The sequence below is a fragment of the Novosphingobium colocasiae genome (assembly GCF_014652555.1).
Classification (GTDB): domain Bacteria; phylum Pseudomonadota; class Alphaproteobacteria; order Sphingomonadales; family Sphingomonadaceae; genus Novosphingobium; species Novosphingobium colocasiae.
Window position 1 is genome coordinate 129,804 of sequence record NZ_BMZA01000005.1, and the last position, 13,417, is coordinate 143,220.

Sequence of the window (13,417 nt, forward strand, 5' to 3'; positions counted from 1 at the left end):
CCGCTGCCCACGAAATTACGGGAAAAGACGAGGACTTAAATTTCCGAACCCTTTGACGTTTGCGACCCATAAGCTCTCCCGAGATTGGTTAATTCCGGGGGGTTTTCCGACCATGTTCGGGCTCGCACAAGATACTGAATTTTCTAGATTGCATGGCGCTCTGGTGCGTCGGGCAGCGGGAATCGCGGCATCGCTTTACGACTGCGCTGCAATCGATTTGCGTGACGGTAAGGATATTTCGCCCGCCATGCCCCGTTCGCGCCAGGTCGTTCTGGAGCGCGGGCGGCATGCCAGGCTGGGCCGGCGGCCGGGCGGCGGGATCGCCATAACCTATGCCGATGCCACCAGTGAAGGTGCGCTGGCGATGGTGCTGGCCGCGATCGCTTCGCCTTCTGATCCGATCGTTGCGGACCCGGAAAGCCTGTCGGTCTTCGCGCTGGCCGAGCGGCTGGCGGCCAGCGATATCCCGGTCCTCATCAACGGGCCCACCGGCACCGGTAAGGAAGTGCTCAGCCGCTTCATCCATGCCCGCAGCCCCCGGCGCAACGGCCCGTTCATCGCGGTCAACTGCGCCGCGATGCCCGAAGCGATGCTGGAAGCCATGCTGTTCGGCCACCAGAAGGGCGCGTTCACCGGGGCCACCCAGGCCGGAGAGGGGTTCATGCGCGCTGCCGACGGCGGCACCCTGTTGCTGGACGAGATCGCCGAACTGCCGCTGGCGCTCCAGGCCAAGCTGCTGCGCGCGCTGCAGGAACAGGAAGTGGTGCCGATCGGCGCGACCCGGCCGATCAAGGTGGATATCCGCGTGATCGCCTGCGCCAACCGCGATCTGCCCACCGAAGTGGCGGAAGGCCGGTTCCGCGCCGATCTCTACTATCGCCTCAACGTCTTCCCGCTGTCGCTGCGCCCCTTGCGCGAACGGGCGGACGATATCGCCCCGCTGGCGATCGGCATGGCGCTGCGCCATGCGCCCGACCCGGCCCGGGTGCCGGTTCCGACCGAGGCGGCGCTGGCGATGCTGCGGCTGCATTCCTGGCCCGGCAACGTGCGCGAGCTGGAAAACGTGATGCGCCGCGCGCTGCTGCTGGCCCACGACGGCGAGGCGATCACGCCCGCGCATATCGTGTTCGACAATCCGGCACGGCTGGTGCGCACTTTGCCCGGCGGTCTGGCGGCTGTCACGGGTGCCCCGGCTGACGATGGCGACAATGAGGTCGAGCGCAAGCTGTCGAGCATCGTCCAGGTTTCGGAAGCGCGGGCAATCATCGCCACGCTCAGCGCCTGCGACGGCAACCGGGTTCGGGCCGCGCGCGAACTGGGGATATCCGAGCGGACCTTGCGCTACCGCTTGGCCTCTTTGCGCGAAGCCGGGGTCGAGGTCGGCCGCAGCGTTGCCGGAGGCCGGCGGTGAGCGGGGTTTCCGGGATTGGCGGAATCCAGCAGATCATGCAGATACGCGCCCAGATCATCGAGAAGAACGAACTTCTCCAGCAGTTGCATTCGGCCCAGGGGGCGCAGCAGCCCGGCACCATGGCGGGGGCCGACGCGCCTGCTCCGGGCGGCGGCTTCGGCGATACATTGCGCTCCGCGCTCGATGGCGTGAGCGCCGTCCAGTCGAAGGCCGAAGGGATCAGCGCCGCTTACGAACGCGGCGATGTCACCGATGTCGCCAAGGTGATGCTGGCGCGCCAGGAAGCGGGGGTGGCCTTTGAGGCGACCCTGCAGGTCCGCAACAAGCTGCTGTCCGCTTATCAGGACATCATGCGGATGGGGGTCTGATAGGCCATGGCCGAACTCGTTCCCGCGCTGCCTGACGGAGCGATCGGCGGCGGCACGCTGCTGGCACCGCTGACCGCGCGCGATGGTGGCCCGATCCTGACCCGGCTTGCCGCCTTCGCCGGTCAGCCGGCGGTGAAGAAGGCGCTGCCCGCGTTCGTCGGCCTTTCCGCAATCGGCGCGGCGGCGCTGGCGTGGACGGCGATGGCACCATCACCGCAGCGCACGCTCTATGCCGAGCTGGATGACGGCGATCGCGCCACGGTGGTCGCCGCGCTCGATCAGGCGGGCATCAGCTATCGCATCGACAACCAGACCGGCGCGCTGACCGTGGCCGAGGGGGACTTCTACAAGGCGCGCATGCTGGTTGCCTCGGACGGTGCGCTGGCGACGCCGGAAACCGGCGAACAGATGCTCGACAAGCTGCCGATGGGGGCCAGCCGTTCGCTGGAAGGCCAGCGCCTGCGCGCCGCGCGCGAGCAGGACCTGCAGATGACGATCCGCGAGATCGACGGCGTGGAAGGCGTGCGCATCCACATCGCCGAGGGGGAGAAATCCGTCTTCGTGCGCGAAAACGTGCCGCCCACCGCTTCGGTGATGGTGCGGCTGGTCAAGGGGCGGTCGCTGTCCGAAAGCCAGGTGCAGGCGATCGTCAACCTTGTCGCCGGATCGGTGCCCGGGCTGCTGCCCGATGCGGTCAAGGTGGTGGACCAGCACGGGCGGCTGCTCTCGCAAGGCGGTGCGGCCGAAGGGGATCGGCTCGATCTGCAGGCGCGGATGGAAACGAAGCTGCGCGATCAGGTGGACGCGCTGCTGCAGCCGGTGCTGGGCGAAGGGAACTACACCTCCGAGGTCCAGGTCGATCTCGACATGGCCGACGTCACTTCTGCCCGCGAAAGCTATGACAAGGATGGCGTTGTCCGCGCCGAAAGCCAGCAACAGTCGCAATCGAGCGGCGCGGGGCAGGCGGCGGGCGTGCCCGGCGTCCTGTCCAACATCCCGCCGCCGCCGACCACCGCGCAGCCCGGCCCGCCGGGAACTGCTGCGCCGGCCGCCCCGGCGATGCCGCCGACCAATGGCGAGAGCTCGTCCAGCAAGACCTACGAGCTGGGGCGCGAGGTTTCGGTGTCCAATTCCGGGCCTGGCGGGGTCAAACGCCTGTCGGTCGCCGTCGCGATCAGTTCGGTGGCGGCCAAGGGTTCCAGGCCGCAGGACCTCAAGGACATGGAGGCGCTGGTCAGCGCTGCTGTTGGTGCCAATCCGGCGCGCGGCGACGTCGTCAAGGTGGTGGTGCGCGGGTTCGAGCCTGCGCCCGAAGCTCCGGTGCCGTTCTACGAGGCGCCGTGGTTTGCCATGGTGGTGCGCAACGGCGCGGCGCTACTGGCGGTGCTGATGGTGCTCCTGATCGGGGTGCGGCCGATGGTCAGCGTCCTGCGGGGCGAGAAGAAGGGTGCGAAAGGCAAGCACGTCAAGGGTACGGCTGACGAGGACGAGCCTGCGGGCGATGCTGACGGCATCGGCCTTGATGGTCAGCCGGCACTGCTGCCGCCCAAGCCGCACATCCCCGGCCTCGATCCCGCCGATCTCGACGAACCGCAGATCAGCCGCGCGCAACTGCTCGGTCAGCAGCTCAATCTCGCGCAGCGGCTGGTGGCCGAACGGCCCGACAGCGCGGTGCAGGTGCTGCGCCAGATGCTCAACCAGCCCGAAGGCGCGGATGCCGAGGGCGCGAAGGAGCCGGCGCAATGAGCCAGGTGGTCCCGCTGTTCCCCGCCGATGGTGCCGCCGTGATGATGATGCTGCTGGCCGAAGACCAGACCAGCCATATCCTGGGCGAACTGAGCCCCGCTGAATTGCGCCTGCTCGGCGAAAAGATGTGCGCGCTGGGAGAGATCAGTCCCGACATCATCGCCGAGGCGATCGCCGGCTTCGTCGACCGGACCGAGCAGCTCGGCCTCGTCGCGCATGACCGGGTGGGGCAGGTGCATACCATGTTCAGCCGCGCGGTGGGCGATGTGAAGGCCGACAACCTGATGCGCCGCATCCTGCCGGCCGAACAGACGCGCGGCCCGGCGCTGGAACTGGCGCGCTGGCTGACGCCCGAGGCGCTGGTGCCGCTGGTCCACGGCGAACACCCGCAGGCGCTGGCGGTGCTGCTGGTGCAGCTCGATCCCGAGGTTGCCGCCGCCGTGCTGCACGCCTTGCCGGCGGCGGCGCAGCCGGAGATCGTCCACCGCATCGCCACGCTGGGGCCGGTATCCCCGCAGGCGATCGCGATGCTGGAGGAACTGCTGCAACGCCGGATCGGTGAATGCCACGGCCAGGCCCCGCTTGCCATGGGCGGCGCGCGCGAAGCGGCCGGGATCATCAACGGCGCGGGCAAGGTGGTGGAGAAGCGCGTCATGGGGGAGATCGGCAAGCTCGACAAGGCGCTGGCGAAAGAGATCGAGAACGAGATGTTCAAGTTCGAACACCTGTTCGTGCTCGATCCGCAGGCGATGGGTTCGCTGCTGCGCGACGTGCCGAACGATACCCTGATCGACGCGCTGAAAGGCGTCGGCGAGGCCGAGCGCGAGCCGTTCTTCCGCGCCATGTCGAGCCGCGCGGCGGACGGCGTGCGCGACGAGATTGCGGCGCGCGGGCGGGTCAAGCTGGCCGATGTCGTCGCCGCGCAGAAGGAGGTGGTGACGGTCGCTCGCCGCCTGGCGGCCGACGGCACCATCGTGTTCGGTTCGGGCGACGACGACTATGTCTGATCGCTTCGTCGCCCGCTGGCCGTTCCGCGATCTCGACCCGGACCACGGGCCCGAAGTTTCCCGTCCGGGGTTTTCGCTGCTCGAACACCTCGGCGCGTCGGGTGGCTTCGTGCCGGATCGACGGTTCAGCGGCCTGAACCTGCCGGTGCGGGTTACGGCCGAGCCGGTGCTGGAGGTGCTGGTCGAGCCTTGCGAGGTGCTCGATCCCCTTGCCGAAGCCTATGCCCAGGGGCACGAGGCGGGCTATGCCGATGCGCGGGCCCAGGCCGATCTGCGCGCTGCGGAGGACGCCTCCGCGCGCGAGGGGCTGGCGCTGTCGTTTGCCCGGCTGGACGGACTGCTGGAAGAAGACTTGCGCCGCCGCCTGCGCGATACCGTGGCGGCGCTGTGCGAGGCGGCGATCGCCCCCTTGGCGCTGGATGAGGATGCGCTGGTGCGCCGCATCGGCGTTGCGGTGGCGATGCTGTCGCGGGCGGAGGACGAGCGGTTGATCCGCCTCCATCCCGAAGACATGGCGCTGGTTGCCGAGCGGTTCGCGAGCGACTGGAACGTCCAGCCCGATCCCACGCTGGAACGCGGCACCATCCGCGTCGAAAGCCGGACCGGCGGGGTGGAGGACGGCCCGGCAAGCTGGCGGCTGGCCATTGCCGAGGCGCTGCACCGGTGCTGAAACTGTGGGAGCCTATCCTGGCGGACCTGGCCGCCGACCCGATCGACCTGTCGCCGCGCCGGTTCGGGCTGGTGACGGCGTGCGACGGCGGCCTGCTCGAAGTGTCGGGGCTGTCGGTGCCGGTCGGAGCGATGTGCCGCGTGGCGCACGGTGGCGGTCAGACGCTGGCCGCCGAAGTGATCGGCTTTCGCAATGGTCGCACGATGATGATGCTGTTGGGGGATACGATCCTCTTGCGTCCCGGTGCCCGGGTCTGGGCCGAAGGACGGCCGGGGCTGCTGCCCGTGGGTGCCGCATTCCTCGGCCGCGCAGTCGATGGCGAGGGACATCCGATCGATGGCGGGCTGCCGATCCATACCCGCACCGAATGGCCGGCAGGGGGCGTTCGCACCTCCGCGCTCGATCGCAGCCCGGTGCGGCTGCGGTTCGACACTGGCGTGCGCGCGCTGAACGCGTTGACCACGTTTGGCGTGGGGCAACGGATCGGCGTCATAGCCGGGTCCGGCGTCGGCAAATCGGTGATGATCGACATGATCGCGCGCGGCGCGGCGCAGACGGGCGGGGCCGATGTCGTGATCGTCGGGCTGATCGGCGAACGTGCGCGCGAGGTTTCGGATTTTGTCGAGCGGCACATGCATGCCGAGAAGAAGGAGCGCACCGTCGTCGTCGCGGTGCCCGCCGATCATGCGCCGAACCTGCGTTTGCGCGGGGCGATGCTGGCCACGTCGATGGCGGAGCATTTCCGCGCGCAGGGCAAGCGCGTCCTGCTGATCATGGACAGCCTGACCCGCGTGGCCCACGCCGCGCGCGAGATCGGCCTGCTGCTGGGTGAACCCGGCGCGGCGCGCGGCTATCCGCCCTCGGCACTGGCGACGATCACCAAGCTGGTCGAACGGGCCGGCAATTCGGCGCAGACCGGCGGGTCAGTGACCGGGCTCTACACCGTGCTGGCCGATGGCGACAATCAGGACGATCCGGTGGTCGATACCGCGCGCTCGATCCTCGATGGACACATCGTGCTCTCGCGCGAGCTGGCCCAGCGCGGGCAGTACCCGGCGGTGGATATCGCCGCGTCGCTGAGCCGGGTCATGAACGATATCGTCGGGGCGGAACACCAGCGCTGTGCCCGCGCTTTCCGGGCGCTGATCGCCAGTTACGAGACCAACCGCGATCTGGTGCTGATGGGGGCGTACCGCGCCGGAGCCGACCCGCAGCTCGATCGCGCCATTGCCATGCACGATGCGCTGAGCGGCTTTCTGGGGCAGCCGGCCGACGAAGTGGTCGATCTTGCCGAAAGCGCTGCAGAGCTGACGCAGCTCCTCGCGTGAAACTGCCGCGATGAAGGCCGAATGCGCCCGCCTTGTCCGCTTGCGGCGGCTGGAAAAAGTGCGCGCGCTGGCCAAGCAGAACGCCGCGCGCGAGGCGGCGGCGGCGGAAGGGACGCTGGCCCAGCTTCAGGCGCTGTCCGACCGGACCGGGGCGATGGCTTCGCACTATGCCGCGCGCCGCGAAGTGCAGGATGGTGCGTCGCTGCGCCAGCTTGGCAGCTTCGTCCACGGTCTCAACACGCTCAGCCAGACGACGCAGGGCGATGCCGCCCGCGCCCGCGCCATTGCCGATGCCAAGCTGCGCCTCCTGGCCGAAGCCGAGCGTCGCCGGGCCGCCACCGAAGAGCGCGCTGCATTGCAGGAGCGGATGATCGGAAAATCGGCGCAAGCTCCGGTTCTGGGCTCACGCAAGCCGTCTGGCACGGGTCTTGAATAGCACCGTGCATGGTTGCTTCGAGGACCCGCACGGCATGACCCAGATTTCCGCCCAACCGCCTGCCCAGGCTCTGAACGTGTTGCCCATCGGCACGTCCGGCGTCCGGATCGCCGGCGAGGAAATCCAGGGTTTTTCGGCAATTCTCGACGGGATCGGCCTGCTGCCGGCAGCGTCCGCCCCCGGTCTTGCGGATTTCACGATCAGCCATGTCCCGGCCGTCCTGTCGCATCCCTGCGGCAATGGCGGCAAGGCTCCCGGCAAGATTCTGCCGGGTGCCGATCAAGCGCCGGGCGACGATCTCCCCCCGATCGAAGCTCCCGTTGCAACGGCCATGGACCCCGCCGGCGTGCTGATCGCGCTGGCAGCCATCGTGCCGTCATCCCACTTGCCGCCGTCCGCAGCCGGTCCCGCACCGGGCCTGCCGACGGCGGTGAGTCCCCATTTGCCGCAAGCTGCGGCTGCTCCGGTGATCGGCGCGCCCCAGCCGCTACCCAGTGCCTCCTCGCAGCTTCAGCCCGCAGTCATCCCGCCGGTCCTGGGCCCGATCACGGTCGCCGCAGCGTCTGAAACGGGCTCCGCTTACGCTCCTGCCGAAGTGGTTCTCGCGCAGCAGGCCGAACCCGGGGCCCGGCCCGCGCGCCCTGCGGCCGGGCCGCGCGAACAGGCAAGCCGGCCCGACAGCACCGATCGTCCCACCGCCGTCATCGCCTCACCGGCACCCGCGCCCCTGCTGGCGACCGGCGCGGCTGCGGTTGGGCTGTTGTCTGCACCCGATACTCTGCCGCCAGCGCCCGCTGCGGCCAGCGGCACTCCTGCGCCGCAGGATTTCGATACGCTGGTCAGCCGTCTGGTCGAGGCGCGCGAGGCGGCATCGCCGCAGGTCGTGCGCACTTCGCTGGTTCATGCAGAACTTGGCACCATCGGCCTGCAATTCCGCCACGATGCCGGCGGCCTGTCGGTGACGCTGGCGAGTGGTCAGGCCGATCTGGCCGGTTCCGTCCAGGCGGCGCTGGCGGCAGGTCCTGCGCCCGATACGGGTGACAACAGCACCGGCACAGGGCGGCAACAGCAGCCATCCCAGCACGATCCACGCCCCACCTTCGCGTCTCAGCAGGACGGCGTCGCCCAGAGCGGCGGCGGGCAGGGCGGGGCTTCACGCAACCAATCGGACGGCGGGCACGCCCGCGACCAGCAATCGGCGCGCGACGGGGGACCGGCATCCTCTGCGCGCGAAGGCGCGGTGACCGCCACCGGATCGGCCGCTGCGGCCGAACGGCGCGGCGGCATCTACGCGTGATCTTACGACGAAGGGATAACGGGTAATGAGCGACAAGACGCCCAAAGAGGGCAAGGCGAAGAAAGGCGGCAACAAGCTGGTCCTGATCGGCGGCGCGGTGGCGCTGCTGGCGGTCGGCGGTGGCGGCGGCTTCGCGGCGATGAAGATGATGGGCGGCGGCGAGGCAAAGGCCAAGGAAGACAACAGCCCCAAGCTGATCCGCAAGGGCGAGGAAGACCCCTATGCCGCCAAGAAGGAAGGCGAGGGTGAAGGGGCGGGCCTCGCCGAAGTGGAGGGTGATGGCGGCGACGAATACCGCACCGCCTATTACACCTTCGCTGACGAATTCACGTCGAACCTCAAGGACACCGGGGCGCTGGTGCAGATGAGCATCGCCTGCTCCACCCGCCGCGACGGTCGGGTACTGCTGTGGCTCAAGAAGCATGAACTGGCGATCCGTTCGCGCTTTCTCACCATCCTCGCCGATACGCCAGAGAACGACGTGTCCACCGTGGAGGGGAAGGAGCGGCTGCAAAAGCGGATGACCGCCGCGATCAATCAGGTGCTGACGGAAAAGGAAGGCTTCGGCGGCGTCGATGCCGTCTACTTCCGCACCTTCATCGTCCAGTGACATGATGAAGCTCGATCACCCGCTGATAGCCGAGCGCGCGGTTGCCCGGCATTGCCAGGAACTGCTGGGTTCGGGCCCCGGCATCGCCGAACTGGTCCCCGCGCTGTCCCTGATCGGCGAACGGCTGACCCGTGCGCTGGCCGCCGGCCTGGCGCGGCTGTCGGGCGGGCGCGCGCCGGTGGTTAGCATCGGGATGCCGATGGACACCACGCTCGGCGCGATTCAGGCCGAACTTGACACGCTGGCGATGCATTCGCTGCTGGCGCTGGGGCCGGACGGTCATCCCGCGCTGGCGACGTTTGCCGCAGCGCCGGTATTCCGGCTGGTGGACCGGGCGTTCGGCGGCAAGGGCGAGGTGCCCGATCCGCTGCCCGATGCCTTTCCGCTTTCCGCCGAACTGCTGCTCGGCCGGATCGAGGCGACGCTGGCCGAAGCGCTGGGGACGGCGCTTGGCGGGGCGCAGCCGCTGCGGGTGGTCCCGTGCCGCCGCGAGACTAGCCTGCGCCAGCTTGATCCCTTCGCCATGAACGCGGACCTGCTGCAACTGGCGATCGAGGTGGAGGAAGAGGGCGCTGCGCCGTGGTCGCTGACGATCGCCTTCCCGATTGCCACCCTTGCCGCCGTCGCCACCGTCCCGCGCCATCGAGCCCGGGGCCCGCGGCGGGACGGGCCTGCTGATCCGGCCGCCGAACCTTACGCATCGCTGCCGCTTTCGGTCAGTGCCGTGGTGATCGACATGCGGCTCGATTTCGCGCGGGTGGCGGCGCTGTCAGCGGGCGATGTGATCCCCGTCGCCATCGCCCGGGCGGTGCCGTTGCGGGTGGGCGGGCGCACCGTCGCCACCGGCACCGTGGGCGAGGTGGAGGATCGTGTCGCCATCCAGATCGGCCACGCCTTCTGATCCCCCCGCGCCCGAACTCAAACGAAAGATATCCCGATCATGAGCATCCATCCCCGCGCTTTCGATTTCCTCAAGGACGTCGACGTGCGCCTTACGGTCGAGCTTGGCCGTACCCAGATGACCCTGAAGGAGATCATGACGCTGGGCCCCGAAAGCCTCGTCGTGCTGGATCGCATGACCGATGAACTGCTGGACGTGATGGTCAACGGCAAGGCCATCGCGCGCGGGGAAGTGGTGGCCCACAACGGCCGCTTCGGCCTCAGGATCGTCGAACTGCTCGGCGATGATACGCCGCCGGTTCCGGGCGGAATTCCCGGCCTGTCGCCGCGCGCGGCGGGTGACGAGGATGCGCGCTGATGCTGTGGTATATCCTCAAGCTGGCGATCCTGCTGCCGCTGATCGGTGGCCTCGCCTGGGTCAGCCTGCGGTTCGCCAAGCGCATGCAGGACCGCGCGCTGGCGGGGGGCAGCGCCAGGGCGGCGCGGGTGATCGAGACGACGATGCTCTCGCCCAGCCACCGGCTGGCGGTGATCGCCTTTCATGACCGCGAGATACTCGTCGGCGTTTCGCGCGGCGGGATGACCCGGCTGGCCGAAGCGCCGCGCCGGGCGGAGGTGCTGCCGTGAAGCGCTGTCTTGCCGCGCTGGCGGCGCTGCTGATCGCCCCCGCTGCCCATGCCCAGACCGCCATTCCCGGCGCGCTCGATCGCGCGTTTGGGGCGATGGGCGGGACCGACGGGCCGGGGATGAGCATGTCGTTGCAGTTGCTCATGATCATGGGGCTGTTGACGATCCTGCCCAGCCTGATCCTGATGATGACCAGCTTCACCCGGATCCTGGTGGTGCTGGCGATCCTGCGCCAGGCGATCGGCCTGCAGCAATCGCCGCCTAACCAGGTGCTGATCGGCCTGTCGCTGTTCCTGTCGCTGTTCGTCATGGCCCCGACGCTGGAGCGGGTGAACCAGACCGCGATCGCGCCCTATTCGGCGGACCAGATCAACGCCCAGCAGGCGATCGCCAATGCCGGGGTGGAATTCCACGCCTTCATGATCCGCCAGACCCGCGAACGCGATCTGGCGATGTTCGCCGATATCGCCCATTCGCCGCGCTTCGCCACGCCTGCCGACGTGCCGTTCTCGATCCTCCTGCCCGCCTTCGTCACCAGCGAACTGAAGACCGCGTTCCAGATCGGCTTCATGCTGTTCCTGCCGTTCCTCGTCATCGATCTGGTCGTCTCGTCCGTGCTGATGAGCCTGGGGATGATGATGATGAGCCCGATGGTCGTCTCGATGCCGTTCAAGCTGCTCCTGTTCGTGATGGTCGATGGCTGGTCGCTGCTGATGGGATCGCTGGCGGCAAGTTTCACGTGATCGGGAGCGTTCGCCATGGATGATGTCACCACCCTGCTGTCTTTGGCGGACAAGATGCTGTGGGTCACCGCGCTGATCGCCGCCCCGGTGCTGATCGCGTCGCTGGCGGTGGGGCTGGTCGTCGGGGTGATCCAGGCGGCCACCTCGGTCAACGAACAGACGCTGACGTTCGTGCCCAAGCTGGCGGTTACCGCGCTGATGCTGGTGGTGCTGGGCGGCTCGATGCTGACGCTGGTGGGTGATTTCACCGAAGAGATATTTGCGCAGATCGCGGCGGTCCCGGCCACGCGCGAGGCACCGCGGTGATCCAGCTATCGTTCGGCTTCGGGGCGCTGGAAGCGGAATTCTGGCGGCTGATCTTCGTGATGACGCGGATCGGCGCGGCGCTGGTGGCGGCACCGCTGTTCGGCATTCCCACCGTACCGCCACAGGCCCGGGTGATCGTTGCCGGGGCGGTGGCGGTGCTGGTCTGCGGCTGGACCGGCGTGGCCGCCCCGCCGGCGCTGTTGAGCGTGCCGGGCCTGCTCAGCGTGCTGGGCGAGGTGCTGGTCGGCCTGTCGCTCGGCTTCGTGCTGCAGATGGCGTTCGCCGCGCCGATCCTGGGCGCGGAAGTGATCGGCGGCGCGATGGGGATGAACATGGCGGTCTCCGTAGATCCCAACTCCGGGGCCAGTTCGCCCGCGATCGGGCAGTATTTCACCGTGCTGATGACCCTGATCTTCCTGGCGATGGGCGGGCACCTGCAATGGATCAGGCTGGTGGTGGAAAGCTATCGCCTGCTGCCGCCGGGGCACACCTGGCTGGGTGCCGGGCAATTCCACGCGGTCGCCGCGCTGGGCGCGATGATGTTCGTGACCGGGGCGACGATCGCGCTGCCGGTCTGCCTGGTCCTGCTGGTAGTGCAGATGGTGACCGGCGTCCTCAGCCGCTCTGCCCCGTCGCTCAACCTGTTTTCGCTGGGCCTGCCGGCGGGGGTGCTGGCCGGGCTTGCCGCACTTCTGGTGGCCGCCCCGGTGCTGACCGATATCATGATCCGCCTCAACGGCGATGCGCTGGACGCGGTGGCAGGGCTGTTGCGGCGATGAGCGAACAGGAAGGCGAAAAGAGCTTCGCGCCCAGCGACAAGCGCAAGCGCGAGGCGGCGCGGCATGGCGATGTCATCCGCTCGCGCGAACTGGCAACGGCGGCGGCGATGCTGGTGGGCGCGGCGTGGATGATGGTGGCGGGGCCGTGGCTGATGCGCGTCCTTGCCGATCTGCTGCGCGCCGGCTTCACCTGGGATCGCGCTTCGATCGACCGGTTCGAACCCGGCCGGCTGCTGATTGCCGCCCTGATCGCTGCGCTGCCGCCGATCCTGGTCTTGGGACTGGCGGTGATGGCAGCCAGCCTGATTTCGCAGCTCGGGTTCGGGGAAGGGCGCTGGATTGCTGGCAACCTTGCGCCCAAGGCATCGCGGATCAATCCGGTCAGCGGCCTGAAGCGCATGTTCGGGCCTGCGGGATGGATCGAGATCGTCAAGGGCCTCGCCAAGGTCGGCCTGCTCGGCACGATCGCGTGGGTGTGGGGCAGCGGCCGGCTGGAAACGCTGGCGCGGCTGGGGCGCGGCGATCTGTTCGGCGAGGTGAGCTATGCCTGGAACGGGCTGATCCTGCTGCTGCTGTTCCTGTCGGCCGGGCTGTTCGCCATCGCCCTGGTCGACCTGCCGGTGCAGTTGATCCGCCGCTTCCTGCGCCTGCGGATGACTCTCCAGGAAGTGCGTGACGAGGCCAAGGAGAGCGAGGGTGCGCCTGAAAAGAAGGCCGCGATCAAGGAGCGTCAGCGCAAAATCGCGATGGGCGGGCTGATCCCGGCGATGAAGGAAGCCACCTTCGTCATCACGAACCCCAGCCATTTCTCCGTCGCGCTGGCTTATGATCCGGCCCGCGCCCCCGCGCCCACGCTGGTGGCCAAGGGGCGCGGCGACAAGGCGCTGGCGATCCGCGAACTCGCCGCCGAGCAGGCGGTGCCGGTGCTGGAATACCCGGCGCTTGCCCGCTCGGTTTTCTACACCGTTCGCGAGAAGCAGTTGATCCGTGAGGAGCACTATGTCGCGGTCGCCGCGATCCTCGCCTTCGTCCTCTCGCTCAAGCGCGGCGAACCGCGTCCGCGGCCCGAAGTCGTAGTGCCGGTGACGGTCCGCTTCGATGCCGAAGGACGCCCCGATCCGGGATCGATGGCATGATCGAAATACCCGCGCCAGCGCTTAACGAACCATCACCGGAGCCGTTCTGACAA

At 68.6% G+C, this 13,417-nt stretch carries 16 protein-coding genes; all 16 read left to right on the plus strand.

Features of this window, described 5'->3' with window-relative positions; genetic code table 11:
* The first annotated feature begins 112 nt into the window (after positions 1 to 112).
* From IE122_RS09370 to IE122_RS09445, 16 genes are read left to right on the plus strand one after another with little or no spacing between them, the layout of a single operon-like run.
* The gene (locus IE122_RS09370; protein WP_189620896.1) at positions 113 to 1,411 is read left to right on the plus strand and encodes a sigma-54 interaction domain-containing protein; all 1,299 of its coding nucleotides are present in this window, start codon (positions 113 to 115) and stop codon (positions 1,409 to 1,411) included.
* Entirely contained in the window at positions 1,408 to 1,779 is a 372-nt protein-coding gene (fliE, locus tag IE122_RS09375) for a flagellar hook-basal body complex protein FliE (RefSeq protein WP_189620897.1), read from the plus strand. The genes IE122_RS09370 and fliE overlap by 4 nt, the downstream gene beginning before the upstream one ends.
* A gap of 6 nt (positions 1,780 to 1,785) precedes the next feature.
* Positions 1,786 to 3,525 (plus strand): flagellar basal-body MS-ring/collar protein FliF, encoded by a 1,740-nt coding sequence (gene fliF / locus IE122_RS09380; RefSeq protein ID WP_189620898.1) that lies wholly within the window; start codon positions 1,786 to 1,788, stop codon positions 3,523 to 3,525.
* On the plus strand, positions 3,522 to 4,532 hold the full coding sequence (locus IE122_RS09385) for a flagellar motor switch protein FliG (protein ID WP_189620899.1): 1,011 nt from the start codon (positions 3,522 to 3,524) through the stop codon (positions 4,530 to 4,532). The genes fliF and IE122_RS09385 overlap by 4 nt, the downstream gene beginning before the upstream one ends.
* Positions 4,525 to 5,202: a FliH/SctL family protein gene (locus IE122_RS09390; protein ID WP_189620900.1), complete on the plus strand. Its 678-nt coding sequence runs from the start codon at positions 4,525 to 4,527 to the stop codon at positions 5,200 to 5,202. The genes IE122_RS09385 and IE122_RS09390 overlap by 8 nt, the downstream gene beginning before the upstream one ends.
* Positions 5,196 to 6,530 (plus strand): FliI/YscN family ATPase, encoded by a 1,335-nt coding sequence (locus IE122_RS09395; protein ID WP_189620901.1) that lies wholly within the window; start codon positions 5,196 to 5,198, stop codon positions 6,528 to 6,530. Before IE122_RS09390 ends, IE122_RS09395 begins: the two co-directional genes overlap by 7 nt.
* 10 nt (positions 6,531 to 6,540) lie before the next feature.
* Positions 6,541 to 6,966: a hypothetical protein gene (locus IE122_RS09400; protein ID WP_189620902.1), complete on the plus strand. Its 426-nt coding sequence runs from the start codon at positions 6,541 to 6,543 to the stop codon at positions 6,964 to 6,966.
* Positions 6,967 to 7,000: 34 nt separating this feature from the next.
* A complete protein-coding gene (locus IE122_RS09405; RefSeq protein WP_189620903.1) occupies positions 7,001 to 8,263 on the plus strand; it encodes a hypothetical protein in 1,263 nt (420 codons plus the stop codon).
* 25 nt (positions 8,264 to 8,288) lie between these two features.
* Positions 8,289 to 8,873, plus strand: a complete 585-nt coding sequence (locus IE122_RS09410; protein WP_189620904.1) for a flagellar basal body-associated FliL family protein — start codon at positions 8,289 to 8,291, stop codon at positions 8,871 to 8,873.
* Position 8,874: 1 nt separating this feature from the next.
* Positions 8,875 to 9,774, plus strand: coding sequence for a FliM/FliN family flagellar motor switch protein (locus IE122_RS09415; protein ID WP_229813957.1), 900 nt, complete (start codon positions 8,875 to 8,877; stop codon positions 9,772 to 9,774).
* Between the two features lie 39 nt (positions 9,775 to 9,813).
* Positions 9,814 to 10,131 (plus strand): flagellar motor switch protein FliN, encoded by a 318-nt coding sequence (gene fliN / locus IE122_RS09420; protein WP_189620905.1) that lies wholly within the window; start codon positions 9,814 to 9,816, stop codon positions 10,129 to 10,131.
* Positions 10,131 to 10,400 carry a flagellar biosynthetic protein FliO gene (locus IE122_RS09425; RefSeq protein WP_189620906.1) on the plus strand — a complete coding sequence of 90 codons (270 nt, stop codon included), beginning with the start codon at positions 10,131 to 10,133 and terminating at the stop codon, positions 10,398 to 10,400. The genes fliN and IE122_RS09425 overlap by 1 nt, the downstream gene beginning before the upstream one ends.
* Complete coding sequence (gene fliP, locus IE122_RS09430; RefSeq protein WP_189620907.1) at positions 10,397 to 11,143, plus strand: flagellar type III secretion system pore protein FliP; 747 nt, start codon at positions 10,397 to 10,399, stop codon at positions 11,141 to 11,143. Before IE122_RS09425 ends, fliP begins: the two co-directional genes overlap by 4 nt.
* A 15-nt stretch (positions 11,144 to 11,158) precedes the next feature.
* On the plus strand, positions 11,159 to 11,449 hold the full coding sequence (locus IE122_RS09435; protein WP_189620908.1) for a flagellar biosynthetic protein FliQ: 291 nt from the start codon (positions 11,159 to 11,161) through the stop codon (positions 11,447 to 11,449).
* The gene (locus IE122_RS09440) at positions 11,446 to 12,228 is read left to right on the plus strand and encodes a flagellar biosynthetic protein FliR (protein ID WP_189620909.1); all 783 of its coding nucleotides are present in this window, start codon (positions 11,446 to 11,448) and stop codon (positions 12,226 to 12,228) included. The genes IE122_RS09435 and IE122_RS09440 overlap by 4 nt, the downstream gene beginning before the upstream one ends.
* Entirely contained in the window at positions 12,225 to 13,364 is a 1,140-nt protein-coding gene (locus IE122_RS09445) for an EscU/YscU/HrcU family type III secretion system export apparatus switch protein (RefSeq protein WP_189620910.1), read from the plus strand. Before IE122_RS09440 ends, IE122_RS09445 begins: the two co-directional genes overlap by 4 nt.
* The last annotated feature ends 53 nt before the right edge of the window (positions 13,365 to 13,417 follow it).

Coding starts and splice junctions, on each gene's coding strand:
- IE122_RS09385 (WP_189620899.1), top strand. CDS start 3,522: ATGAGCCAGGTGGTCCCGCTGTTCCCCGCCGATGGTGCCGCCGTGATG.
- fliN (WP_189620905.1), top strand. CDS start 9,814: ATGAGCATCCATCCCCGCGCTTTCGATTTCCTCAAGGACGTCGACGTG.
- IE122_RS09425 (WP_189620906.1), top strand. CDS start 10,131: ATGCTGTGGTATATCCTCAAGCTGGCGATCCTGCTGCCGCTGATCGGT.
- IE122_RS09370 (WP_189620896.1), top strand. CDS start 113: ATGTTCGGGCTCGCACAAGATACTGAATTTTCTAGATTGCATGGCGCT.
- IE122_RS09405 (WP_189620903.1), top strand. CDS start 7,001: ATGACCCAGATTTCCGCCCAACCGCCTGCCCAGGCTCTGAACGTGTTG.
- IE122_RS09445 (WP_189620910.1), top strand. CDS start 12,225: ATGAGCGAACAGGAAGGCGAAAAGAGCTTCGCGCCCAGCGACAAGCGC.
- IE122_RS09415 (WP_229813957.1), top strand. CDS start 8,875: ATGATGAAGCTCGATCACCCGCTGATAGCCGAGCGCGCGGTTGCCCGG.
- IE122_RS09390 (WP_189620900.1), top strand. CDS start 4,525: ATGTCTGATCGCTTCGTCGCCCGCTGGCCGTTCCGCGATCTCGACCCG.
- IE122_RS09435 (WP_189620908.1), top strand. CDS start 11,159: ATGGATGATGTCACCACCCTGCTGTCTTTGGCGGACAAGATGCTGTGG.
- fliF (WP_189620898.1), top strand. CDS start 1,786: ATGGCCGAACTCGTTCCCGCGCTGCCTGACGGAGCGATCGGCGGCGGC.
- IE122_RS09410 (WP_189620904.1), top strand. CDS start 8,289: ATGAGCGACAAGACGCCCAAAGAGGGCAAGGCGAAGAAAGGCGGCAAC.
- IE122_RS09400 (WP_189620902.1), top strand. CDS start 6,541: ATGAAGGCCGAATGCGCCCGCCTTGTCCGCTTGCGGCGGCTGGAAAAA.